22 protein-coding genes and 1 tRNA gene are annotated in these 25,326 nt (G+C 60.9%); 22 read left to right on the top strand and 1 reads right to left on the bottom strand.

All coding sequences use genetic code 11. The annotated features are described in order from the left end of the window. Window positions 1–177 precede the first annotated feature (177 nt). The 13 genes from DW943_RS09710 to DW943_RS09650 all read left to right on the top strand — a co-directional run bounded on the left by DW943_RS09710 (window position 178) and on the right by DW943_RS09650 (window position 15,220). Window positions 178–255: transfer RNA gene (locus tag DW943_RS09710), tRNA-Asp, on the top strand. Window positions 256–613: 358 nt separating this feature from the next. After that, the gene (locus DW943_RS09705) at window positions 614–1,099 is read left to right on the top strand and encodes an Rrf2 family transcriptional regulator (protein WP_117862902.1); all 486 of its coding nucleotides are present in this window, start codon (window positions 614–616) and stop codon (window positions 1,097–1,099) included. 21 nt (window positions 1,100–1,120) lie between these two features. Continuing rightward, window positions 1,121–2,026, top strand: coding sequence for an adenine glycosylase (locus tag DW943_RS09700; RefSeq protein ID WP_117758024.1), 906 nt, complete (start codon window positions 1,121–1,123; stop codon window positions 2,024–2,026). Window positions 2,027–2,140: 114 nt separating this feature from the next. Beyond that, window positions 2,141–2,680, top strand: coding sequence for a rubrerythrin (gene rbr, locus DW943_RS09695; RefSeq protein WP_055252097.1), 540 nt, complete (start codon window positions 2,141–2,143; stop codon window positions 2,678–2,680). 281 nt (window positions 2,681–2,961) lie between these two features. Then, window positions 2,962–3,594: a hypothetical protein gene (locus DW943_RS09690; protein WP_117862901.1), complete on the top strand. Its 633-nt coding sequence runs from the start codon at window positions 2,962–2,964 to the stop codon at window positions 3,592–3,594. 451 nt (window positions 3,595–4,045) lie between these two features. Continuing rightward, entirely contained in the window at window positions 4,046–4,480 is a 435-nt protein-coding gene (locus tag DW943_RS09685) for a hypothetical protein (RefSeq protein ID WP_117646626.1), read from the top strand. Between the two features lie 123 nt (window positions 4,481–4,603). Continuing rightward, complete coding sequence (locus tag DW943_RS09680; RefSeq protein ID WP_117862900.1) at window positions 4,604–5,959, top strand: DNA recombination protein RmuC; 1,356 nt, start codon at window positions 4,604–4,606, stop codon at window positions 5,957–5,959. 126 nt (window positions 5,960–6,085) lie between these two features. Next, entirely contained in the window at window positions 6,086–7,888 is a 1,803-nt protein-coding gene (locus DW943_RS09675) for an ABC transporter ATP-binding protein (protein ID WP_117862899.1), read from the top strand. A gap of 63 nt (window positions 7,889–7,951) precedes the next feature. Then, the gene (gene nth, locus DW943_RS09670; protein WP_117862898.1) at window positions 7,952–8,617 is read left to right on the top strand and encodes an endonuclease III; all 666 of its coding nucleotides are present in this window, start codon (window positions 7,952–7,954) and stop codon (window positions 8,615–8,617) included. Window positions 8,618–8,775: 158 nt separating this feature from the next. Beyond that, on the top strand, window positions 8,776–12,408 hold the full coding sequence (gene mfd / locus DW943_RS09665) for a transcription-repair coupling factor (protein ID WP_117862897.1): 3,633 nt from the start codon (window positions 8,776–8,778) through the stop codon (window positions 12,406–12,408). Between the two features lie 218 nt (window positions 12,409–12,626). Further along, a complete protein-coding gene (locus DW943_RS09660; RefSeq protein ID WP_117862896.1) occupies window positions 12,627–13,490 on the top strand; it encodes a phosphatase PAP2 family protein in 864 nt (287 codons plus the stop codon). 45 nt (window positions 13,491–13,535) lie between these two features. After that, window positions 13,536–14,561 carry a low specificity L-threonine aldolase gene (locus DW943_RS09655; RefSeq protein ID WP_117862895.1) on the top strand — a complete coding sequence of 342 codons (1,026 nt, stop codon included), beginning with the start codon at window positions 13,536–13,538 and terminating at the stop codon, window positions 14,559–14,561. A 77-nt stretch (window positions 14,562–14,638) separates the two neighbouring features. Continuing rightward, complete coding sequence (locus tag DW943_RS09650) at window positions 14,639–15,220, top strand: GNAT family N-acetyltransferase (RefSeq protein ID WP_117862894.1); 582 nt, start codon at window positions 14,639–14,641, stop codon at window positions 15,218–15,220. A 46-nt stretch (window positions 15,221–15,266) separates the two neighbouring features. Here the strand turns inward: DW943_RS09650 and DW943_RS09645 are convergent, their stop codons facing one another. Next, entirely contained in the window at window positions 15,267–15,989 is a 723-nt protein-coding gene (locus tag DW943_RS09645) for a GntR family transcriptional regulator (RefSeq protein WP_117862893.1), read from the bottom strand. A 205-nt stretch (window positions 15,990–16,194) separates the two neighbouring features. Here DW943_RS09645 and DW943_RS09640 point away from each other — a divergent pair, with 205 nt between their 5' ends. The 9 genes from DW943_RS09640 to DW943_RS09600 all read left to right on the top strand — a co-directional run bounded on the left by DW943_RS09640 (window position 16,195) and on the right by DW943_RS09600 (window position 25,309). Next, window positions 16,195–17,187 carry an SIS domain-containing protein gene (locus DW943_RS09640; protein ID WP_117862892.1) on the top strand — a complete coding sequence of 331 codons (993 nt, stop codon included), beginning with the start codon at window positions 16,195–16,197 and terminating at the stop codon, window positions 17,185–17,187. A 287-nt stretch (window positions 17,188–17,474) separates the two neighbouring features. After that, the gene (locus DW943_RS09635; protein ID WP_158566154.1) at window positions 17,475–18,557 is read left to right on the top strand and encodes a DMT family transporter; all 1,083 of its coding nucleotides are present in this window, start codon (window positions 17,475–17,477) and stop codon (window positions 18,555–18,557) included. 183 nt (window positions 18,558–18,740) lie between these two features. Continuing rightward, window positions 18,741–19,664, top strand: coding sequence for a PTS mannose/fructose/sorbose transporter subunit IIAB (locus DW943_RS09630; protein WP_117862890.1), 924 nt, complete (start codon window positions 18,741–18,743; stop codon window positions 19,662–19,664). Window positions 19,665–19,700: 36 nt separating this feature from the next. Further along, on the top strand, window positions 19,701–20,495 hold the full coding sequence (locus DW943_RS09625) for a PTS sugar transporter subunit IIC (protein WP_006235136.1): 795 nt from the start codon (window positions 19,701–19,703) through the stop codon (window positions 20,493–20,495). Between the two features lie 13 nt (window positions 20,496–20,508). Continuing rightward, window positions 20,509–21,342, top strand: coding sequence for a PTS system mannose/fructose/sorbose family transporter subunit IID (locus DW943_RS09620; protein WP_117855153.1), 834 nt, complete (start codon window positions 20,509–20,511; stop codon window positions 21,340–21,342). Between the two features lie 189 nt (window positions 21,343–21,531). Next, window positions 21,532–22,515 (top strand): SIS domain-containing protein, encoded by a 984-nt coding sequence (locus DW943_RS09615; protein ID WP_226814256.1) that lies wholly within the window; start codon window positions 21,532–21,534, stop codon window positions 22,513–22,515. Between the two features lie 156 nt (window positions 22,516–22,671). Then, window positions 22,672–23,301: an HAD family phosphatase gene (locus tag DW943_RS09610; RefSeq protein ID WP_158566153.1), complete on the top strand. Its 630-nt coding sequence runs from the start codon at window positions 22,672–22,674 to the stop codon at window positions 23,299–23,301. A gap of 206 nt (window positions 23,302–23,507) precedes the next feature. Further along, complete coding sequence (locus DW943_RS09605) at window positions 23,508–24,485, top strand: YitT family protein (RefSeq protein ID WP_117862888.1); 978 nt, start codon at window positions 23,508–23,510, stop codon at window positions 24,483–24,485. Window positions 24,486–24,589: 104 nt separating this feature from the next. Further along, a complete protein-coding gene (locus DW943_RS09600) occupies window positions 24,590–25,309 on the top strand; it encodes a GntR family transcriptional regulator (RefSeq protein ID WP_117736865.1) in 720 nt (239 codons plus the stop codon). Window positions 25,310–25,326 lie beyond the last annotated feature (17 nt).

Here is a 25,326-nt window from a genome sequence, read left to right as displayed (position 1 = left end):
CTTTCCGTCTTGCGCAGGACTGTAGAGCAGCAAACTTAACCCGCGCCCGCCGGCCCCGGAGACCCTCCCGGAGGGACCGAAAAATTTTTTCAAAAAAGTTGTTGCGCGCCGGACAGACTTCTGTGTATACTAATCCCCGCAGCGCACGCGAGCGGAAACAAACGCGAACGCCTGCCTGGGGAGTTAGCTCAGTTTGGTTAGAGCGCCGGCCTGTCACGTCGGAGGTCGCGGGTTCGAGCCCCGTACTTCCCGCCAACGCAATTAAAGCCACGTCTTCGGACGTGGCTTTTTGCGTTTGATGCACTTTGTTTCGATAGAACGATCGCCCTGGCGCATCTTCGCCCAGAATCCCCGCCCCTTCGGGAACGCAAGTAAAATCTAATAAGCATATCTGTCTAAACAACAGCTTTGTTGCGCAACACCTGTTCAACGAGACAGGGGGTTAGGTTATACTAAATTGCACTGTAGGCCGCATCTGATGCATTTCGCTCCAAGCGCGGCACTCAGTGGATATCCGATTTACCATTTGGATGTCCTGCGGTCATTTAGCGTCTCGACACAAGCTCGGCCCCGGAGCTCGTTCGAGCTGTTCGTATTCCTTGAAAGGGGAAAAATGGACATATCGAGGAAGACTGATTACGCCCTTCGTATGCTGGCGATGCTTGCCGAGGATCCGGAGCGTTTGCTTTCTGTTCGCACCGCTGCCGAAGAGGTCAATGTTCCGTATTCGTTTGCCCGCTCGATTCAGCACGGTTTGGTCCAGGCCGGTATTGTGGAGAGCCTGCGTGGCGTCCACGGTGGCATGCGTCTCAAGGTCAGTCCGGACGACGTCACCATCCGCCAGGTCGTCGAGGCCGTTCAGGGCCCTATGGTTATGAATGATTGCACCGCACCCGATGGCGACTGTGCACGCATGGGCACGTGCTGCTATCATCCCCTGTGGGCCGGAGCTCAAGCGTTGATGCGCGATTACCTCGATTCCGTTTCGCTCGGCGACATCGTCGCTCACCGCCAGTTCCCGGACGTCGATCCCAAATTCGCCGACCGCGAAGCGTTTCCCGAGTACGCCACCTGCGCGTGCGCTTGCCGGGAGGAATAGCGCCGCATAAGGAGCATAGATATGATTCAGGACCCCTTTCGTTCGATGATTCGTTCGGAAGGGGTCCTGCGTTATCGCGACCTTCCGTGGCGCCGCACGCGCGATCCGTACATCATTTGGCTTTCTGAGGTCATGCTGCAGCAAACACAGGTACCACGCGTGGAGACGCGTATGCCGGCGTGGCTCGATCGCTTTCCGACCGTGCAGGCGCTTGCCCAGGCCGCGCCTTCCGATGTTTTGGACGCTTGGCAGGGCATGGGCTACAACCGACGCGCTCTGGCGCTTCACGGGGCCGCTCAACGGGTCGTAGAGGATTGGGGCGGGGAGTTTCCGCACGAGACGCGTGACTTGGTCGCTCTGCCTGGTATTGGCCCGGCAACGGCGCAAGGTATCCGGTCGTTTGCGTTTGATCTTCCGGGCGTGTATCTGGAGACCAACGTGCGCACGGTCTTTCTGCATCACTTCTTTCCCGATGTACCGGCTGTTCCCGATCGCGAGCTGGTGCCGCTGATTCAGGCGGCCTGTCCGGCGGCCCCCGGTGCGGCGACCGACGAGATCGCTCCCTTTGCCGTGCCGCTCGATGATGCCGATACGCCGCGCGCGTGGTATTACGCGTTGCTAGATTACGGCGCATATCTAAAAAAGACGTTGCCCAATCCGTCCAGGCGCTCGGCGGGCTATAGCCGTCAATCAAAGTTTGAGGGCTCACGTCGCCAAAAGCGCGCGCATATCGTGCGCATGTTGCTGGCAGCGCGCGATGGCCAGCCGGCGGGGATTACGCTTGCTGATGCCGTGGTGGGCGTTAACGAGATGGAAGCGGCGGCTGGGCGTGGACCGGTCGAGCGCGAGCTTGTCGCGGGCATTCTGGCCGACCTGGAGCGTGAGGGCTTTTGCCGAGCCGAGGGCGATCGCTGGCTGAGCATCTAGCCCGTGCAAATCTGAAGAACAGGATTGTAAGGTTTAGATTTTCGGCATGAGGGCATCCTAAAGACGAGGCCGCTCGAAGCCTACGGGCGGCATGCGTTGAAGGGAAGTACACCTATGGATTTTGAGAATTCTCAAACCAAGAAGAACCTCGAGACCGCTTTTGCCGGTGAGTCCCAGGCACACACCAAGTATCGCTACTATGCCTCCAAGGCCAAGAAGGACGGCTACGTTCAGATCTCGAACATCTTTGCCGAGACGGCTGGCAACGAGTCCGAGCACGCCAAACTGTGGTTTAAGTATCTGCACGATGGCGCCGTCCCCGATACCCTGGACAATCTGCGCGATGCCGCCGCGGGTGAGAACTACGAGTGGACCACGATGTACGACGAGTTTGCCAAGACCGCCGAGGAAGAGGGCTTTGCCGAGATTGCCGCAAAGTTCCGTGGTGTCGCCGCCGTCGAGAAGGCCCACGAGGAGCGCTACAACAAGCTCGTCGAGCGCATCGAGTCGGGCGAGGTGTTTGAGCGCGAGGGCGTAAAGGTGTGGAAGTGCCTGAACTGCGGGCACCTGCACGTTGGTGCCGAGGCGCCTGAGGTGTGCCCGGTGTGCAACCACCCCAAGGCGTACTTTGAGGAGCAGGTGGTGAACTACTAGCGCCGATACGAACGCGGACTGCGGAGCGCAGGGCGGGGAAATACCTTTCCCTCTCGCTCACGGCTCCGCAGGGTCGCGCGAGGCAAAGGTATTTCCCCGCCCTGCGCTCCGGCTCCCGGTCGTCGCGTGCTCGTTACTGAAAAGCTGATTAGAAGTTTGTGTGCCGCCCCTTATGGGGCGGCACGTTTTGTGTGGGGACTGGTTGGGATGGCACCGTTCATGGGTGGGGTACACTGGGTAGCGACTTTTAGTTTATCTACTACCTGATGGGGTGTTTTTTTATGGGTAAGAAGTCTCGGGCTCGGGTTGCTGCGGCGGGAACTCGCAAGGATCCTGGCCGTCGGGTTGTCGAGGGTAAAAAGGCCGATCGTGCCGAGAAAGACAAGAAGGTCGGCGCGCATGCTCATCCTGAGTGGGCGCCTCATTTGAATTCGGCTAGTGAGGATTTGACTGCCAAGTTGTTTACTCTGGTCGAGGTCATCTTGGGCGTGGTGCCCGTGGTGGTCATTGGCTTGTTCCTGGCCTCTAAGGATGCCACGAGCGTGGATAAGCTCACCGATGTCTTTTCTCAGGACCCCTCGATGGTGGTCACGTTTATCTCTGCGTGCTTGCAGCCGTTTGTAGCGTACATGCTGTACATGATTTATCGCAAATACTGCGAGGGCGATGCGGGCTTTGCCGCCGGCAACTTGATCGGCCTCTTGTGCTCCGAGATTTTGCTGCTCAATATTCCCGGCGTCATCGGCATGGGCATCTTGTTGTGGCGTGTCTGGCGCAATGTTGCTCCGCACTTTGAGAGCTGGTTGTTTGAGCGCCGTGCAATGGGCGTGCTGGTTGATATCGCGGGTTCGCTCGTGATCCTAGTCCTGGCGTTTATGTGTGCCACCGCAGCTCGAGGTCTCGCGGGCATGTAGCCTGTCTTCGCCGTCTTCGGAGCTCGGGGCGGGAGGCCGTGTTGCCTTCCCTCCCCGCTCACGGCTTCGCAGGGTCGCGTTGAGGGAAGGCAACACGGCCTCCCGCCCCGAGCTCCGGCGTTGGGTCGTCGCGTGCTCACTGCAGAAAAGCTGATAATTAAGTTTGTGTGCCGCCCTTTTGGGGCGGCACGTTTGTTTATGTGGGGTCCCTGTCTTCACAATTTTCGTCAAGCTTTTGGTTAGATTTTGGTCAGTTGGCGTAAGGGTGGAAGGCCAAAAGATTGCTGGCGAAAAAAGCTCAGAGAAAGTGCTGGTAGAGGAGTTGTTGAGCTTTTCGACAGCTTTTGAGCAAAAGAAACTTTGTGGCTATTGCCGGCGATTGCGTTGTCGCGGTCATGGCGGTGCGGGATGCTGGTCGTAAGCGTCGAATGCTCCGATTTTGGAGGCCAGCATGGATCTGTTTCTTGAGACTCCGCAGCAACAAGCTGAGCGCATGCTGCGTCAGCAGCAACGGCTCATGGAGATGCAAATGCAAGGGGCGGCAGCCCAGCCCTTTGCGCAAAATGTCGTGCCCGCTGCTGTACCTGCAGCTGTGCCCGGGTGTGAATCGGCGCCAGAGGCCTATTCCGTACAGCAGGATTCATATGCACAGGAGCTCGCGTTCGATAAACGTCGTGCGCGTCACCGTCGCTGGGCCCAGCGCCTGCGTACGCTGGCGATGATCGTGCTGATTCCGCTGGGGCTCGCGACAATCTTCTTGGCCTCATATGCCCTCACGTGCATCCTCAACGGCGCCTCGCCCAATGAGGTACTTCAGCACTTGGCAGCTCTTGGTCAGCGCTTGGGGGATGTCGCAGCAACCATCCGCGCCAGCTGGGAGAGCTAGCGGACCAGCACCCATAGCGCAAAGGTAACTTGTCTGCGCTCGATTGGACATGAGCTGCGTTTGACAGGGTAAGATTGATCGCGGTTTTGATTGGTGCTCGATTGGGTTTGTTGGGCGGAGTTTATGTCTGCTATTGATATTGTGCTTGTTGTGATCGCCTTGGTGGCGGTGGGGGTTGCTGTGGCTTGCGCCCTCCAGCTCAAGAGCCTGCGTGCCGAGCTGCGGGAGCGTGGCGACAGTAGCGCGGAAACGCTGGCAGCGCTCGAGCAGGCCAACAGCACGCTCGACACCCTGAACGTCGCGTTGGCCGAAACCCGCCGCACGGCAAATGCCATCGCGCAGCAGCAGACGACCGACGCCGCCGTAGAGCAGCAGCGCTACCTGACCATTGCGCGCGAGTTCTCGCAGGCCGGCGACCGTATGGATGACCTGCGCCGCGAGACGGCCCAACAGCTTGGCGCCAACCGCGAAGGCATCGAGCATCGCCTGGACAAGGTGCGCGAGACGGTCGATGCTCAGCTGGGCGCCATCCGCAAAGACAACAACGTGCAGCTCGACCAAATGCGCGCGACGGTGGACGAGAACCTCTCCCGTACGCTCAACGACCGACTGTCGGCATCGTTTAAGCAGGTGAGCGACCAGCTCGAGGCCGTGTACAAGGGCCTGGGCGACATGCAGTCTATCGCCACCGGCGTGGGCGACCTTAAGCGCGTGCTGGGCAATGTCAAGGCGCGTGGCATTTTGGGCGAGGTGCAGCTGGGTGCAATCCTGGCGGACATCCTCACGCCCGATCAGTATCTGGAAAACGTCGCCACCAAGCCCGGCGCCTCGGAACGCGTTGAGTTTGCTGTCAGGCTGCCGGTGGACGAGGGCGACCCCGTGCTGCTGCCGATTGACTCCAAGTTTCCGGGCGACGCGTACGAGCATCTGCTCGACGCCCAGGAGTCTGGTGACGCTGAGGCCGTCGCCGCAGCGCGCAAGACGCTTGATATGATGGTGAAACGCGAGGCCAAGGACATCTGCGAAAAGTACCTGAGCGTGCCTGCGACGACCAATTTTGGCATCATGTTCGTGCCGTTTGAGGGCCTGTATGCCGAGGTCGTCAGCCGCCCCGGGCTTATCGAGATCCTGGGCCGCGACTATCACGTCAACGTAGCCGGTCCCAGCACCATGGCCGCCATTCTCAACAGCCTGCAGATGAGCTACCAGACGTTTAGGCTGCAAAAACGTACCGACGACGTACTGCGCGTGCTCTCCGCCGTCAAGGCCGAGCTGCCGCGCTATCAGGCGGCGCTGCGCCGCGCCCAGCAGCAGATCGAGACCGCGGGCAAAACGGTCGAGGGCATCATTACCACGCGCACCAACGTCATGGAGCGCAAGCTCAAGGACATCGACGCGCTGGAGGATGCTGAGGAAGCCGACGCGATTTTGGGCTTGGAGTCCGCAGGCCTGCTCGCAGACCAAAAAGACGAGGACTAGTCGCAACGGACGGTGGGTCGCCGGCGTAAACGCGGGTGCCCCATCGCTTTTCGCATCGTGCTTGCCTGAAGTGCGCTTCAATGTGCAACAATGGCGTTTCGCCCTATCAGATGCGAAAGGAAGCCCATGTCTCAGAGAAGCACCAGTCCGCTCAGCCGCTCCACCGTGCGCCGCACGCTGCAGCGGTTTTGGGGTGTCACGCGCACGCAGCCGCTGATTGTCTTTCTCTCGGTGCTCTCGTCGGCGGGCTATATCTTTTTGCTCACGTTTGCCAACACCTACGTGATGGCCCTCATCGTCGACCGCGTCCAGGCCGGCCCCGTGGCGGGCGATCAAGTATTCGAGGTCTTCGGCCCCTATATCCTGGCGCTCGTACTCGTTAACCTGGTGGGTCAGATCCTCTCCAAGTTACAGGACTACACCGTCTACAAGCTCGAGATCGCAGGCAACTACCACCTGGCGCGCCTGTGCTTCGACACGCTCTCCAACCAATCCATGACATTCCATACCAGCCGCTTTGGCGGATCGCTTGTGAGCCAGACAAGCCGTTTTATGAGCGGCTACACGGGTCTGGTCGACGTGACGGTGTATTCGCTCATCCCCACCATCACCTCGGTCATCTGCACCGTGGCCGCACTCGCCCCGGTGGTACCGACGTTTACCGTGATCCTGGTGGGCATCATGGTCGTCTACATCGCGTTTGTCTGGCTTATGTACAAGCGCATCATGCCACTTTCGGCCGCGACGTCCGCCGCGCAGAATAAGCTCTCGGGTGTGCTGTCCGACGCGGTCACGAACATCTTGGCCGTCAAGACCTGCGGGCGAGAGGACTTTGAACGCGATCTGTTCGACACCGCCGATCGCGCCGCGCGCGACGCCGAGACGGTCTCGATGCACGCCATGATGCAGCGCAACTTTACGACCTCGGGCCTTATCGTCATCACCATGGCCGTGGTGAGTGTGTTCGTGGCGGGCGGCAACGCGTGGTTTGGCATCTCGGCCGGCTCGCTCGTCATGATCTTTACCTACACGTATAACCTCACCATGCGTCTGAACTACGTGAGCTCCATGATGCAGCGCATCAACCGCGCGCTGGGCGATGCGGCCGAGATGACGCGCGTGCTGGACGAGCCGCGTCTGGTGGCAGACGACGAGAACGCCCCCGAGCTCAAGGTGCGCGAGGGCGCGATTGATTTTGAGCACCTGAGCTTTGCATACCGTGATGCCGCGGCGGGCGAGAGCGTGTTCGACGACCTGACGCTCCATGTGGCGGCGGGCCAGCGCGTGGGCCTGGTGGGCAAATCGGGCTCGGGCAAGACGACGCTCACCAAGCTGTTGCTGCGCCTGGACGACGTGCAGGGCGGCCGCGTGCTCGTGGACGGTCAGGACGTTTCGCGCTGCACGCAGCAGAGCCTGCGCCGCCAGGTTGCCTACGTGCCGCAGGAGGCGCTGCTGTTCCACCGCTCCATTCGCGAGAATATCGCCTACGGCCGCGCGGGCGCCACCGACGAGCAGATCCGCGAGGCCGCACGCCTGGCCAATGCCCTGGAGTTTATCGACCGATTGCCCCGTGGCTTTGACACCATGGTGGGTGAGCGCGGCGTCAAGCTCTCGGGCGGCCAGCGTCAGCGCGTGGCTATCGCCCGCGCCATCCTAACCGACGCGCCGATTCTAGTGCTCGACGAGGCGACCTCTGCCCTGGACAGCGAGTCCGAGGCGCTGGTGCAGGAGGCGCTCGAAAACCTGATGCGTGGACGTACCTCCATTGTGGTGGCGCACCGCCTGTCCACCGTGGCGGCGCTCGACCGCATTGTGGTGCTGGCCGATGGTGAGATCGTCGAGGACGGCACGCATGTGCAGCTCGTCGAGGCGGGCGGCGAGTACGCGAGCCTGTGGAGCCGTCAGACCGGCGCATTCTTGGAGGCGTAAACGTCTCGGACGTGGGACAATTGTGCCCATAAGTTTATTGTGCCGTTGAGCCGAGGAGTCGTTATGCCACGCGAGACCAATGCCGCCAAGCGCGAGCGCGCCATCGAGGTGTGTGAGCGCTTCAACCGTCGCTATGGCCCGGTCGAGTGCTTTTTGGACCACGAGAATCCCTTCCGCCTGCTGATCGCGGTGCTACTCTCGGCGCAAACGACCGACGCGCAGGTTAACAAGGTGACGCCGCGGCTGTTTGCCCAGTGGCCCACGCCCGAGGCCATGGCCGGGGCGAGCGTGGCTGACGTGGCAGACACCATTAAGTCACTCGGCTTTTATAAGAGTAAGGCCAAGCATGCCGTGGAGGCCGCGCAGATGATCGTTGCTGACTACGGCGGCGAGGTACCGGCCGACATGAAGGAGCTTGTAAAGCTGCCGGGCGTGGGGCGCAAGACGGCGAACATCGTGCTCAACGTGGGGTTTGGCATTGTGGAGGGCATTGCGGTCGATACGCACGTCAATCGCATTGCGCACCGCCTGATGCTGAGTCCCAAGACGCATGCCAAAGAGCCGCTCAAGACCGAGCAGGATCTGCTCAAGATTTTGCCGCACGGGTATTGGGAGTCGGTCAACCACCAGTGGATCACCTTTGGTCGCGAGATCTGCGACGCCCGTAAGCCCAAGTGCGACGAGTGTCCGCTGGCAGATTTGTGCCCCAGCGTGCGCGTAGCGGGGTAGGGCGGAATGCATCTTCGTCTGGCGTTTTTTGCAGGGCCGGGTTTGCCCTTGAGCAGGAGTCCTCTCCATGCGCTACCATGACAAACAATGATCTTTGACGTACGACCCGCCGAGCTTGCCCCGGCGGGCTTTTGGCGTTGCGATGCCGGAGGAACAGCATGCTCATTCACCGTATAGCCGCGCAGCTCTACACTGCCGAGGCCTTGCAGACCGTCGAGGCCGGACTCGATGCCGGCGAGGACGTGACGCTGGCCGTGTCGCAGTCGGGCCGTACGCTTATGGCGGCCGCCCAGTTTGCGCGCCGTCCGCGCCCGACGGTCTACATCGTGAGCGGCGAGGATGCGGCCGATCGCGCTGCGCGCAGCCTTGCCGCCTATGTGGGGCTGGCGCGCGTGTGCCGCTTTCCCGAGCGCAAGGACTATCCGTGGCGCGAGCAGGCGCCCGACGATGCCGTGGTGGCACAGCGCTGCGAGGCCCTGGGACGCATCGTGCGCGGCGACAACTGCATTATGGTTGCCTCAGCCCGCGCGCTGCTGCGTTGCGTGCCGCCAGTCGAGAGCCGCTACTGGGAGTCCACGACCTTTGCGGTGGGCGAGGAGATCCCTTTTGACGAGGTGCCGCAGCGCCTGGTGGGCATGGGCTATACCAATGCCGGTGCCGCCGACGCACCCGGCCTGTTCCGCGTGCACGGTGATACCGTCGAGGTGTTCCCCGCGCAGGAAAAAGCACCCGTGCGCATTGAGTTCTTTGGCGACGAGATCGACCGCATCCGCCGCATGGTGAGCTCTACGGGTCAAACCATCGGCAACGAGGACAGCATCGAGATCTTCCCGTGCCGCGAGCTGGCGCTCACCGACGAGGCCGTCCACAACATGCATGTGGCGCTCTATCGCGCCAGCCAGAGCGATAGCAAGCTGGCGGCGCTGCTCGAGATGGTGGACGCGCGCATCGTCACGCCCGAGCTCGACCGCTTTTTGCCGGTGATGTACGGCCAGACCGTGAGCCCGTTGGCGCATGTGAGCGGCAAGGCGCTTGTGGTCCTGTCCGAGCCGCGCTCGCTGTTCGATGACTGCCTGCGCGCCTACGAGGATATCGAGGCCCGTGCCGGCGAGGCGGGGATTGACCGTCTGGAGGGTCTGTATGTGCGCGCCCAACAGCTCGACTTTGGTGCTCAGCAGCGCCTGAACTACGTGAGCCTGATTCGTGCCGGCGGTGCGGTTACAGCCGAGCTCAAGATTGAGCAGCCGGCCATTGCGGGCTCGGACAATCGCTTTATGACGCGCATTCAGGAGGTCGTGGGCAAGCGCTATGCCTGCGTGTTTGCCATTCCCGACCGCGGTGCGCGCGAGTCGATGGAGCTCACCTTTGGCGACGAGGGCATCACCTTTGAGGAGTCGCTGACGGCCGCCCCCGAAAACGCCGGCGTTATCGGCGACCGCGTGCGCGTGGCGGCGGCGGATTCTGCCGACCGTGCTGCCCGCCAACAGGCCCATGCCTCAATTCGTGAGCGCCGCGCCGACGCGCTCAACGCCCGCTCGCTCGAGGCGGGCGCGGCGCAGGCTGCCGTCGGTGCCGCCGTGCCCACCATTTCGCGCGGGCGCGTGACCTTTGTGGATGCCGCCTTGCCGCAGGGCGTGGTGGTGCCTGATGCCAATCTGGCCGTGTTCTCGATCGCCGACCTCAACGCCCGCATGGACGCCAATCGCGCCCGCAGCCGCCGCAAGGTCGACATTACGCAAATCACCTTCCCCTTTAAGCCGGGCGACTACGTGGTGCATGCAACGCATGGCATCGCGCTCTTTAGCGAGATCGCGCGCCAGGAAGTGGGCGGCAAGGAGCGCGACTACTTTTTGCTGGAATATGCCGATGGCGACAAGCTCTATGTGCCGCTCGAGCAAGTCGACCGCATCACGCGCTATGTTGGTCCCGACGGCGACAAGCCGCGCCTGACCAGGCTCAACACCGCCGACTGGACGCGTGCCACCAACAAGGCGCGCAAGAACGCCAAAAAGCTGGCGTTTGACCTGGTCGATCTGTATACGCGCCGCTCCTCGATTACCGGTATCGCCTGCCCGCCCGACACGCCCGAGCAGATCGAGATGGAGGAGAGCTTTCCCTACGACGAGACGCGCGACCAGCTGGAGGCCATCGCCGACATTAAGGCAGACATGGAGGCGCCCAAGCCCATGGACCGCCTGCTGTGCGGCGATGTGGGCTTTGGCAAGACCGAGGTCGCCCTGCGCGCGGCGTTTAAGTGCGTGGACTCCGGCCGTCAGGTCATGGTGCTCTGCCCCACGACCATTCTGGCCCAGCAGCACTACGAGACGTTCTTTGAGCGCTTTGCCCCGTTTGGCCTTGAGGTCGAGGTGCTCAGCCGCTTCCGTACGCCGGCGCAGCAAAAGCGCGCGCTCAAGGCGTTTGCCGAGGGCACGATCGATGTGCTCATCGGCACGCATCGCCTGCTTTCGGCCGATGTGAACCCCAAGAACCTGGGCCTGGTGATCATTGACGAGGAGCAGCGCTTTGGCGTGCAGCACAAGGAGCAGCTCAAGAACCTGCGTGAGCAGATTGACGTGCTCACGCTTTCGGCAACGCCCATTCCGCGAACTATGCAGATGGCAACGAGCGGCGTGCGCGACATGAGCCTGATCACCACGCCGCCGACCGGGCGCCGTCCCGTGATCGTGCACGTGGGGGAGTACGACCCCGACGTGGTGAGCGCGGCGATTCGCCTGGAGGTGGGTCGCGGCGGCCAGGTGTACTACGTGTCCAACCGCGTCAAGACCATCGACGACGCCGTGGCGCGCGTGCACGAGGCCGCGCCCGAGGCACGCGTGGGCGTGGCGCACGGCAAGATGAGCCCGCGCGAGGTCGAGGACGTGATGATCGAGTTCGCGACCAAAAAGATCGACGTGCTCATCGCCACGACCATCGTGGAGAGCGGTATCGACAACGCATGCGCCAATACGCTCATCATCGAGGACTCGCAGCGTCTGGGTCTGGCACAGCTCTACCAGCTCAAGGGCCGTGTTGGCCGCTCGGCCACGCAGGCATACGCGTACTTTATGTTCCCGGGTGAGCTGCCGCTCACCGAGGAGGCCACGGCGCGTCTGACCGCACTTTCCGAGTTCCAGGACCTGGGCAGCGGCATGCGCATCGCCATGCGCGACCTGGAGATCCGCGGCGCCGGTTCGCTGATGGGTGCCGAGCAGCACGGCAACCTGTCGAGCGTGGGCTTTGACCTGTTTACGCAGATGTTGGGCCAGGCCGTGGCCGAGGCGCGCGGCGATGACGATGCCGGCGTGGAGGCGGCGAGCGTGGGCATCAACCTGCCGGCCGACTACTTCTTGTCCGAGGAGTACATGCCGGCGGTGGACCAGCGCGTGCTCGTGTACCGCAAGCTCGCGGCGGCTGAGGACCTGGAGAGTGTCGACGAGGTGCAGGAGGAGACCGAGGCCGCGCATGGTGAGCTGCCGCTGGCGGGACTCAACCTGTTCAACCGCGCGCGCATCCGCATTCGCGGCGAGCGCCTGGGGCTCGAGAGCGTCACGCTCAGCGGTGGGCGCATTACCTTCCTGGGGGTTGACGTTCCCAAGAAGGTAGCCTTTGAGTTCAAGAATCGCTATGGCGCGGTGAACTTCCCCAAGAGCCGCAAGCTGTCGGTGCCCTACAAGGCGGGCGCCGGCGCGGGCAGCGGCCTGGGTCGCGGCCTCGACGCCAACGACGGCGCCGGCCCCGTGGCGGCCACACTCATGCTGCTGCAGCAGCTGGGCGCCAGCGATGACGACTAATGGGTCGACGCTGCAAACACCCCATTTGGGCAATTTGGCCCTCACTCGTCGGTCGCGTACGCAAGTACGCTTCCCTCCTCCTTCGGGTCACCTTGCCACAAATGGGACGTTTTCGCTCACTTATGCTCAACCAGTAAGGGAATATATGGGACAAAGACATCAGTGGCTCTTTGTCCCGCCACGTTGCAGGTTGATTCCAGCCCCATCGAAAGGAAAGCATGTTCGGATATATCTATAAGAAAGATGTCGCCATTATCGCGGTTGTCCTGTGCCTTTGTCTGGGCGTGGGCAGTTTCTTCGATTATCAGATCTCGAGCGCGCTGTTCAACATCGGCAGCATGTACGGCCGCTTTATCGAGGCCGCCGGCGAGCTGCCGTTTGAGCTGACGGCGAGCGTCGCGGGCGTTATGCTCGTGCGCGCGGTGCGTCCCGACTCCAGGGGGAGCAAATGGCTCGCCGTGCTCGGCATCCTCGTCAACGTTGGCCTGGCCGGCTACGAGATCGTCTCGTCCCTGAAGGTTGGCGGCAAACTCATCGCTGTCCAGTTGGTGCTGACGTTTGTGCTGGTCATCGCTGCCAACCTTGTCGTCTATCGCCTCACGCGCGACACCGACTCCGACGAGCTCACGCGCTGGGCGCTGATGGTGCTTGCCGTGTGGGTCGCTCAGGCCATCATCCTCAACGTGGTTGTCAAGCCGCTGTGGTCGCGCCCGCGCATGCGCGTGATCGAGGTCACGCCGGGGCTCAATTTTCAGCCGTGGTGGGTGATTGGCAACCCCGACAAGTGGAGCTATATTGCGGCCGGCGTAATCAAGGACGGCTTTAAGTCGTTTGCGAGCGGACACACGGCGCACGCGGCGATCGGTCTTATGCTTGCCGGGCTTCCTGCGGCGTCCTTTAAGGAAAAGCCGTCGCGCCGTCGCGTGGTCTTTTGGACGGCGGCTGCGGTTGCGGCGCTCGTCGCCTTTGGCCGCATTGTGATCGGTGCGCACTTTTTGACTGACGTGAGCTGCGGCTTTGCCCTGGTGCTGGCACTTGAGTGCCTTGCCGCGCGCATTGCCTATCCGGGCGGCGTACAATAGCGGCGTTTAAATCATCGGGCCCATGCCCGGCTAGAGAGGATTGCCATGCTCGCGTTCAACAACGACTATTCCCACGGTGCTCATCCGGCAGTGCTGCAGGCGCTCGTCGATACCAACATGGAGCCGCAGCCCGGCTACGGTACCGATGCGCACACCGAGCGTGCCAAGCAGCTGATTCGCGAGGCCTGTCAGGCCCCCGATGCCGACGTGTTCTTGCTGGTGGGCGGCACGCAGGCCAACGCGACGGTGATTGACATGCTGCTCGCGCCCTACGAGGGCGTCGTTGCCGCCGAGACCGGCCATGTCGCTTGCCACGAGGCGGGCGCCATCGAGTTTGGCGGCCACAAGGTGCTCACCATCCCCGGCTACGAGGGCAAGATGCACGCCGAGGATCTCGAGAACTATATCCAGGTGTTCTACGAAAACGAGAGCTACGAGCACACGGTGTTCCCGGGCGCCGTGTACGTGAGTCTATCGACCGAGTACGGCACGCTGTACTCCGCCGCCGAGCTCGCGGCGATTCACGCGGTGTGCCAGAAGCGCGAGATTCCGCTGTTTGTGGACGGTGCTCGTCTGGCCTATGCACTGGCGGCCGATGAGTGCGACATTACCCTGCCCGAGCTGGCGCAGCTGTGCGACGTGTTCTACATCGGCGGCACCAAGTGCGGCGCGCTTTGCGGCGAGGCTGTGGTGTTCTGCGGCATGCACGCTCCGGCGCATCCCATTCCGCGTATTAAGCAGCACGGCGCGCTGTTGGCTAAGGGCCGCCTGACGGGCGTGCAGTTTGAGGCGCTCTTTACCGATGGCCTGTATTTTGAGATTGGCCGACAGGCGATTCAGACGGCCCAGGCGCTGCGTCGTGTGCTGCACGAGCGCGGCTACCAGTTCTTTTTGGAGACGCCCACAAACCAGCAGTTCGTGATTCTGCCCAACGAGGACATGGCCCGCATTCGCGAGCATGCGGCGATCGAGTACTGGGAAAAGTACGACGATACCCACACGGTGGTGCGCTTTTGCACCAGCTGGGCCACGACGCAGGAGGACATCGACGCGCTGGCGGCTGTCCTGTAGCCTGATGTAATGACGAGGGGCCGCCTTGCGCTGGGTTTGGCGCAAGGCGGCCTTTGTTTTTGAGAGAGAAGGGTTGTATGACCGAGATGTCCGAGCCGGCGATTCGCCTGGCGACGCCCGAAGACGCGCCGGCGTTGCTTGCCATCTATGAGCCGTATGTGCGCCAGACGGCGATTACCTGCGAATACGAGGTGCCGAGCGTTGAGGAGTTCGCCGGGCGCATCGAGCGTACGCTCAAGCGCTATCCGTATCTGGTGATGGAGCTGGACGGGCGTCCGGTAGGCTATGCCTATGCGAGTCCGCTCAACAGCCGCGAGGCATACGACTGGTCGGTCGAGACGTCGATTTACCTGGCACGCGACGTGCGCCACGGCGGGCTGGGCCGCAAGCTGCACGATGCGCTCAAGCAGTGCCTGATCGCGATGGGCATCACCAACATGTGCGCGCTCATCGCCGTGCCGCACGACAAGGACGACGAGTATCTAACGCACAACAGCCAGGACTTCCATGCCCATATGGGATATCGCTTGGTGGGTGCTTTCGACCGCTGTGCCCAAAAGTTCGACCGCTGGTACGACATGTGCTGGATGGAGCTGGTCCTGGCCGAGCGCACCCCCAACCAGCCCAAACCAACCTGGTTCCCCGACCTTCCCGCCTAAAACCACCACGAAGGTGCCTGTCCCTTTGTGGTGGTTTTGGTGTCGGCTAGCCGATGGGCTCGGTGTATTTGGCGCGGTCGGTGCGCTGGATGCGCTTGGAAATGTGCAGCGGGCGGCCGTCGGTGTCGTAGACGTAGTCGGTGATCAGGATCAGCGCCTGCCCGCGCTCAACGTTGAGCAAAAACGCCTCGTTTTGCGAGGCATAGCACACCTCAAAGGTCTTATGTCCCTGTGCCGGCGCGCGATGGAATTCTTGGCGCAGCGTGGCGTAGAGCGAACCGTTGATATCGCGATCGATGAGCGACCCAAAGCTTGGCGGCAAATAGGTGGTCTCCAGGCACAGTGGCGCATCGTCCAGGTAACGCAGGCGGACAAGTTTGACAAGCTTGCTGCCCACGGCGGCGTCAAAGAACTTAGCTATGCTGCCGGCCGCCTTGGCAAAGCCCGAGTCCACGGTGCGCGTGGTGGGCTTCATGCCCTGGCCTTGTACCTGTGCCGTGTAGCTCGAAAACACCAGGTTGTTCTCGTGGAGCGCGGGCGTGTCGGCCACAAAGGCACCGCGCCCGCGCTCGGTGCGCACCAGCCCCTCATCAACGAGCACCTTAAGGGCGTGGCGCACGGTGCTGCGCGACAGCCCCGATTCGTCCATGAGTTCCATCTCGGACGGCAGCTTGTCTTCGCGCGCGTAGACGCCGGCGGCGATGCGGTCGCGCAGCGTACCCGCCAGACGCTCGTATTGGGCCAAGTTCTTTTTTGACGAAGTGCGCATGCGAACAACCTGTATCTAACTTGTATGCTTGCTGAACCAAGCATGTATCCAACATGACAATAAAACCGCTGGTAATGGATTGCCGAAAACTTTACCAGCAAAATTTCTAAGACAAATATAGCATACAACTAGTCGACATCGCTAAAACATGTATGTAACTTGTATGCCATCGACAGCATCAAACGAGAAGAAAGGCTGATGCACGATGACTACTCAGGAACAGGTTAAGGACGTCGTCTCCCAGGTTTTGGCTGACAAGGCAGACAAGGGCGGCATCAAGCGCGTCGTGTGGATCGGCGCCGGCGGATCCAACGGCGGCAACTATCCTGCCCAGTACTTTATGGAGCACGAGGCCACGCAGGTCGTGAGCTCCAGCTACACCAGCAACGAGTTCGTGCACGCCACCCCGGCCTACGTCAACGAGAACACCCTGGCCGTCGTCGTGTCCATGCGCGGCACCAAGGAGACCATCGTCGCCGCCCAGGTCGCCAAGGACCACGGCGCCAGCACCATCGCCATCTATGTTGACGAGTCCGGCCTCACCGAGGTCTGCGACTACAAGATCCAGTACGACAGCCTTGCCATCGACGAGTCCTGCATGGGCCGCACCAACTCCGCCGTCGTGACCATGATTGCCATGGAGCTCACGCAGCAGACCGAGGGCTATGCCGAGTACGAGACCGCTATGGCCGCCTTCGACCTGGTCGATCCCATCTATCACAAGGCCGTCGAGTACACCCGTCCGCTCGCAGCCAAGTGGGCCGAGCAGAACGCCGACAAGCCCTGCATCAACGTTATGGCTCAGGGCCCGCTCTTTGGTGCCGCCTACGTCTTTAGCATCTGCAACGTGCAGGAGATGCTGCAGATCGACTCCTGCACCATCAACACCTGCGACTTCTTCCACGGCCCCTTCGAGATCCTGGACAAGCGCACCTCGCTGTTCCAGCTCATCAGCGTCGGCCGCAGCCGCTGTAACGACGAGCGCGGCATTCGCTTTGTCAACCAGTACGGTGGTGAGCGCGTCTACCAGCTCGACGCCAAGGAGCTCGGCCTCAACGACATCAAGGACAGCGTGAGCGAGTACTTCAACCACCTGATCTTTGCCCCGATCCTCAACAACGTCTACATGCGTGCGCTCTCCGCCGTCACCCATAAGGACTACATGACGCGCCGCTACATGTGGAAGCTGGATTACTAAGGGATAGAGTGGCCTAACAGCCCAATATCCCTCATAAGTTGCGGTGGAATAGTTCCTGTTTGGGGGCGTGAAGCCTCTGTTTGAGAACTATTTCACTGCAACTGCTAGAGCGGCACTTGGGGACGTTCCCTTTCTGCCGGCAGTTAGGGACGTTCCTTTACTGCCGGCAGTTGGGGACACTCCTTGTGTCGAGAGATTTCCCGTTCGCCGATTTGTGCCTTGAAAAATGTATATAACGACTATAACGTAGCATGAAACATATTGGAAATAATACTGAGGAGGCTGCGTTGAAGAGGAGCAATCTGGGCTATGTGCTGGTGCTGATCGCCGCGCTTATGTGGGGCAGCATCGGAATCTTTGTAAACGGCATCTCGGCCATGGGCGTTTCGTCCCAGAGCATGGCTGCCTTTCGCTTGTTGGTCGGAGCGCTTATCTTGGCGCCGGTCCTGATGTTTATGGGCTGCCGTCCGGGTGAGGGGTCTACCGTGGTTCAGGGTCCGCTGACCCTGTTCAAGGCAAGCCCTAAAGAGCTTGTTTCCTGCGCGCTTGTCGGTATCGTCGGTTTGGCTGCCGCCAACACCTGCTATTACGAGTGCATGCGCGAGGTGGGCATGTCCACGGCATCGGTGCTGCTCTACACGTCGCCGGTGTTTGGCGTCGCGCTCGGCCGCGTCCTTTATCGCGAGGACGTGACCCTCAACAAGCTCGTTGCCATTGTCTTTAACATCGTTGGCTGCGTGCTTGCGGTGACCAATGGCGACCTTTCCGGTTTTCATTTTTCGGTTTGGGGCGTCACGTCGGGCGTGATTGCAGGCCTTTGTGGTGCGTCGCTCGCGGTGTTTAGTCGGATAGCAACCAAGACGGTCCACCCGCTGGCTGTCACGTTTTGGGGCTTTGTTTTTGGCGGTGCGGTTATGGCAGCTATCGCGGCTCCGTGGCCGGATGTCGCCGCGGCAATGTCGCCTCAGCTGATACTGCTGTTCCTTGGCTTTGGGCTCATCCCCACAGCCGTGGCTTACATCTTATATATGCAGGGTCTGTCCATGGGGCTCGAGACGTCGAAAGTTCCCGTCGTAATGTCATTCGAGACAGTCGTCACCGTACTGCTGGGCATTGGCGTCTACGCCGAGCCCGCCGGCGCGATCAAAGTCCTGGGCATCGTTTTGGTGCTCGCGTCCATCGTGATTATGAACACCGACTTTTCCAAGCTGCGCAACAGTGTGTTTGTCGGCCATGTCGTTGAGAGCATGACCTTTAAGCCCAACGCGTGGTGGACGGAGAAATCGCAGGACATGGATCTCTTCCGCGAGCGCACGGGCATTGCGCTGGAGCCCACCGTGCAGGAAAGCCCCTGGTACTTCGTGCGATAGAGGGTTGCGCGCGGCGTCCGACCTGGGGTTATCCAGCCAGCGCCGACCTACCCAGCCCCAACGTTTCAAGTACGTTAAACCCGCCAACGGTCGTTTTTCACCCGCGAACGGTTTATATACTAATTATCAATATAAGCAACGTATAAGACGTTATAATGACCATAACGAAAAGGAGGAGGCAAGATGAATCAGATCATTCTCGCATCTCATGGCGGCCTGGCCGCAGGCGCCAAAGACACGCTCGAGATGGTTCTCGGCGACGTGTCGAACGTCCACGTCGTGTCGCTTGCTCGTGACGACAAGGAGCCCATCACCAATAAGGTTGAGGCTATGATCGCCACGTTCAACGCGGACGACACCGTCTATGTGCTGACCGATATGCTCGGCAGCTCGGTCAACAACAACATGGTCGAGCTTTCCAAGAACGGCACGAAGTTCACGGTGATCAGCGGTTTCAACATTCCGCTGGCACTGACGCTCGCTATGAGTCCCGCCCCCATCAAGGGCGCCAAGCTCGCGGCCCTCATCAACGAGGCCCGCACCGGTCTGACCAACCCCAACGCACCGGTCGAGGCTGCCGCGACTCCCGCCAAGAAGGCTAAGGCGCCCCGTCACAGCTCCGGTCCCGCCAAGATCGTCCTCGCACGTCTTGACTACCGTCTGCTGCACGGCCAGGTCGTCTTTACCTGGACCACCAAGGTTCAGGCCGAGCGCATCATCGTCGTCGACAACGCTGCCGCCAACGATGACATCAAGAAGGGCGCTCTTAAGCTGGCCAAGCCCCAGGGCGTGCGCCTGAACGTCTTCACCGTCGAGCGTGCCCTCGCCAAGATGGACAAGCTCAACACCCTCGGCGAGCGCGTCATGTTCGTCTTTGGCAACACTGCCGAGATGCTGCAGTTCTGCCAGGGCTACAAGCTCGACGCCATCAACCTGGGCGCCACCGCCAACCACGACGGTGCCGATCAGATTGGCGGCAAGGACAGCTCCGTCTTCCTCGACGCCACCCAGAAGGCCGACGTCAACCAGCTGCTCGACATGGGCATCAAGCTCTACGTCCAGCAGACCCCTACGTATCAGAGCGTCGACATCGACGCCAAGCTGTAATCAACCAGGCTTTTGCCTGACTGAAAGGAGAAGGGTATGAATACGTTCATCAGTGCGGTGCTCGTCGGCCTCGTCGGCGTGTTCTGCATGTGGGACTCCCGCCTGCTCGGTCGTCTTAACTTCGAGCAGCCCCTCGTTGGCGCTACGCTCGTCGGTCTGCTGCTGGGCGATGTGCCCACCGGCCTTGCCGTCGGTGCCGCCGTCGAGCTCGTGTCCATGGGCCTGGTGCAGGTCGGCGCCGCCGTTCCGCCCGATATGGTCCTGGGCGGCATCGTGGCCGCTGCCTTTGCGTGCCTGACCGATGCTTCCGCCGAGACCGCCATGACGATCGCCATCCCGGTCGCCGTCCTGGGTCAGCTCCTCGGCATCGTGTTCCGTTCCATCATCGCCGCCCTCACCCATGTGGCAGATAGCGCGATCGATAACGGAAAGTTCAAGACCGCTTACCGTATGCACATCTGCGCCGGCTCCGGTCTGTACGCCGTCATGTACTTCCTGCCGATCTTCCTCGCCGTCTTTGTTGGCACCGACCTGGTTCAGGCCATCGTCAACATGGTTCCCGAGTGGCTGTCCACTGGTCTTAACGTTTCGACCAAGATCATGACCGCCTACGGCTTGGCCCTGCTGCTCACCATGATGATCAAGAAGGGTATGACTCCGTTCCTGTTCATCGGTTTCCTGCTCGCCGCTTACCTCAACCTGTCCGTCATCGCGGTCGCTCTGATCGGTGTGTGCTTGGCTGTCGTCTTCATGGGCTTCAAGTTCAACGGTTCCCATGCAGCCGCCGGTGTCGATTCCGACTACGATCCGCTCGAAGACGACGAAGACTAAGGAGGAACACACTATGGCAACCGCAACCAAGGACGTGTCCCTGAACAAGAAGGTCAGCCAGTTCTTCTGGCGCTCCTGGGCCATCCAGGCCTCTTGGAACTACGAGCGTCAGATGAACATGGGCTTCCTCTACGGCATGGTTCCCACGCTCGATCGCCTCTATCCGGATGAGTCCGATCCCAAGCAGCTCGCTGCTAAGAAAGAGGCTTACCACCGTCACATGGCGTTCTACAACTGCACCCCGCAGACGAGCGCTTTTGTCCTAGGCCTCGCCGCCTCCATGGAGGAGGAGTACGCCAAGGATCCCGAGAACTTCGATCCCGATTCGATCAACGCGGTCAAGACCTCCCTCATGGGTCCGCTTTCCGGCATCGGTGACTCCTTCTTCCAGGGCACCATCCGCGTTATCGCCTTTGGTCTGGGCGTTCAGCTGGCTCAGCAGGGCTCCATCATGGGCCCGATCCTGGCCATGCTCATCTCCATCGTCCCCTCTGTGCTGATCACTTGGTTCGCAGCCAAGATGGGCTATCAGGGCGGCCACGAGTACCTGAGCAAGCTTCAGGGCGGCGACCTCATGGAGAAGCTCATGTATGTCTGCGGCATCGTGGGTCTTATGTCCGTGGGCGGCATGATCGCTACGCTGATCGGTGCCACCACCCCGCTGCAGTTCGCTGACGGCACCGTCGTGATCCAGGACATCCTGGACGGCATGATGCCCCAGATGATCTCCCTTGGCCTCACCGGCCTTATGTACTGGCTCATCAAGAAGAACGTCAACACCGGTTGGCTTCTCGTGATCGCCATCGTGGGCGGCATCGCCCTCTCCGCGGCCGGCATCCTGGCCTAGTCGCGACCCAATGCTTCCCCCGGGGGCCTGCCTGGCATCCCATACCCCAGGCAGGCTTCCATCCCTAAATGTGTCAAAGGACAGTCCCTTTGGCACATCCTCAACGGGCCGGCGACTCGGTCCAAATCACGGTAACCCTGCGAGCGTCCGGCAATGTGGCGCCGCAAAACATCGAAAGGAATGTGTCAGATGTACGAGATCGACCTTAACCTCCCTAAGCAGATCGTCGCTGACGTCCTGTCCAACCACGAGATTCACAGCGTCGCCTTCGTCGGCTGCGGTGCCTCCATGTCCGACCTTTACCCCGCCAAGTACTTCCTGGCCAACAACACGGACAAGCTGAACGTTCAGATCTTCACCGCTAACGAGTTCAACTACGACACGCCTTCCTGGGTCAACGAGCACACCTTCGTGATCACCTGCTCCCTCGGTGGCTCCACGCCCGAGACCGTCGAGGCCAACAAGACCGCCAAGAAGCACAACTGCCCGGTCGTCTCCCTCACCAACAAGGCTGGCTCCGCTCTGACCGTCGACGCCGACCACGTCATCGTCCACGGCTTCCACGCCAACTACGCTGCCAAGTGCGAGAAGCCCGGCTATGCCATCGCTCTTGCTCTCGAGATCCTTCAGCAGACCGAGGGCTATGACCACTACGAGGACATGATCACCGGCCTCACCAACGTTTTCGATCTCTGCGAGAACGCCGCTCAGCACTGCAAGAAGCTCGCCAAGAAGTTCGCCGAGGACTTCAAGGACGACAAGATGATCTACTTCATGGCCTCCGGTGCCTCCGAGAAGATGGCTTATTCTCACGCCGCCTTCCTGTTCACCGAGATGCAGTGGATCGACGCCGCCGCCTACAACACCGGCGAGTACTTCCACGGCCCGTTCGAGGTTTCCACCGAGGGTAAGCCCTACGTCTTCTTCATGTCCGATGGTGCTACCCGTCCGATGGACGCTCGCGCCCTCACCTTCCTTGAGCGCATGGGCGCCAAGGTCGCTCTGATCGACTCCAAGGACTACGGCCTGGCTGACGCCGTGCCCGCGAGCGTCGTCACCTACTTCAACCCGCTGCTGCACCTCGCCGTTATGCGCGAGTACGGCAACCAGATCGCCGAGGCCCGTCAGCACCCGCTGACCATGCGTCGCTACATGTGGAAGCTTTCCTACTAATCACAAGTAAGTAGACCTTACGGGTTGATTGAGAGGGGATGGGGTTTGCGCCCCGTCCCCTTTTTGCTTTGGGGGCGTGTCTGTCGCGTCGCAAAACACCAGATAAAACCTACCAAAATAAACCTGTCCCTTTTTGGCAGGTGGGAGGAGATGCGTATGATCAAGGCAGTGCTGTTTGATATGGACGGCGTGCTGGTCGATACCGAGTGGTTCTACAACCGTCGCCGCGTGGCGTTTATGGAGGAAAAGGGGTTCCACTTTGACGAGATCCCCGATCTTTCGGGGTCTAACGAGCCTGCCATCTGGAAGTCGCTGGTGCCCGACGATGTTGAGCTGCGCGAGCGCTTGCGCGTTGAGTACAAGCAGGTCTACAGCCCGGTTCACCCTGTTCCGTATGCCGAGCTGCTCAACGAGCAGACGGAGCCGGTGATGCGCGAGCTGCACGAGCGCGGCGTCAAGTGTGCCATCGCGAGCTCGTCCTATCGCGAGCTCATTGACGAGCTGGTGGAGATTGCCGGTATCACCGACGTGCTGGACTACACCATCAGCGGTCACGAGTGCAGTGCATTTAAGCCCGACCCCGAGATCTACCTGCGTGCCATGGAGGCGCTGGGTGTGGAGCCTACCGAGTGCCTGGTTATCGAGGACTCGCCTTTGGGCATCGAGGCCGGCAAGCGCTCCGGCGCGCGCGTCCTGGCACTGCGTCCGCACGAGGGCGTCAACCTGGACCAGTCCGCCGCCGACGTTGTCATCGACAACCTGTCCGACATCCTACCTGCCATTTAGGGACAGGTTTATTTTGGCAGGTTTTATCTGGGCAAACGCCGAATTCGCCGTGAAGGGATCGCTCTCTTCACGGCGTTTTTCTTTTGAGCGGCCTCACGGTCCTTCTGATGGTTGTCGAGAGAGGGTGAATTGAAGCGCCCCCGCACGCTCCATGCTACAATCGCCGGCATGCCCCACAATTACATCTGCCTTCGAAAGGAGCCTACGTGGCGAACGCCATCGATCAGCTCACGGACCGCGTGCTCGTGCTCGGCCGTCTCACCATCGTCCGCCGCGCCATTACTGCCGTGGCGGTCACCATCTCCGCCGTTCTCCAGACATTTCTGATTCAGGCGTTCATTCGCCCCGCCGACCTGCTTCCGAGCGGCCTCACCGGCGTCGCGGTCCTGCTCGATCGCGTCACCTCGCTCGGCGGCGTTCATATCGACATCTCGCTCGGCATGCTCGCGCTCAACATCCCCGTGGCGCTCCTTTGCTGGAGCGGCATCAGCAAGCGCTTCGTCATCTTCTCGATGATGCAGGTCATGCTCTCGTCGCTGTTCCTCAACATCTTTCACTTCGCCCCGTTTTTGGGCGACAAGATCATGCTCATCATCTTTGGCGGCGTGGTCTCGGGCCTGGGCGCCGCCATCGCGCTTAAGTCCGGCGCATCCACCGGCGGCACCGACTTTATCGCGCTGTGGGTTTCCAACCATACAGGCAAGACCATCTGGGGCGTCATCTTTGGCTTTATGTTTGGCTGGGACAATGCGGCGTATTCCATCGTGTTCCAGTTTATTTCGACCAAGACCATCGACAGTTTCTACCGACGCTACGACCGTGTGACGCTGCAGATCACGACACGCAAGGCAGACGAGGTCATGACAGCCTATGTTGACCATTTTCAGCATGGCATTAGCTGCGCCGAGGTCATTGGCGGATACAGCCGCGAAAAGATGTATCTGCTGCACGCCGTTGTCTCGACCTACGAGAGCCAGGACATTATCAAGCTGGTGTGCGATATTGATCCCGGCGCCGTGATCAATGTGTTCCACACGCTCAACTTCGTGGGCGGCTGGTGGGGCGGTCATGTCGACGAGCCCATGCCCACGGCCGTACCCGATCCCGACAAGCCCGCGCGCATGGCCAGCAGGCAGGCGCGCCTCAGCGAGCAGGACAGTCTGCAGCAGGACGACGGCAAGTAAGGATTTGCTGTATGTGGTGTATCGTTTTATCAAACTGAGATAACATATAAAAAGACGTTATATACGTATTAGTTATTTCGCTATTTTGATAAGAGTGATCAGATATGCCCGCACCCAAAAATGCACCACTTTACCAGCAGATTTACGACGAAATCAAGGATGCGATCGAGAAAGGTGTTTATGCACCCAAGGAGCGTATCCCGTCCGAGCTTGAGCTTGCCGAGCAGTACGAGGTAAGCCGCATTACGGTGCGTCGCGCCGTTGAGGAGCTGTGCTCCGATGGCTACCTGGTTAAGCAGCAGGGCCGCGGCACCTTTGTCTCCACGCCGCACATCAACCGCCAGTTCCACGCCTCGACGCTGCAGACGTTTACCGCGCTGTGTGCCGACAATGACATGAAGGCGGGTGCACACGTGGTCGATCGCCAGATTGTGCCGGCACGTCAAAACGAGATGGAGTTCTTTGGCCTGCAGAAGGACGCGCTGCTACTGCACATTAAGCGCGTGCGTACGGCCGACGGCGAGCCCATCTTTGAGGAGAACATCTTTGTGCCGTTTGATACATACCGTGAGCTGTTGACGGCCGATCTTGAGGACAAGTCGATTTTTGCCGAGGTCGAGCGTGTTGGCGGAACGCCGATTGTCTCGGTTGGCTACCGTACGGTCGAGGCCGTTCGCGCTAACGCCGAGCAAGCGGCCGAGTTGGGCATTGCTCCGCACGATCCACTGCTCAATCTGCGTGCCGGCTTTATCGGCCCCAATGGCGAGCCGGTCCTGATGGGTAAGCAGTACTACGTGGGATCGCGCTACGTTATGGTCATGTAGGGCTGGTTCCGCCGTTC

It is taken from the genome of Collinsella sp. AM44-11 (genome assembly GCF_003467145.1).
Taxonomy (GTDB): domain Bacteria; phylum Actinomycetota; class Coriobacteriia; order Coriobacteriales; family Coriobacteriaceae; genus Collinsella.
Note: the sequence above shows the minus strand (reverse complement) of the source record. Positions and strands in the feature narration are given on the sequence as shown.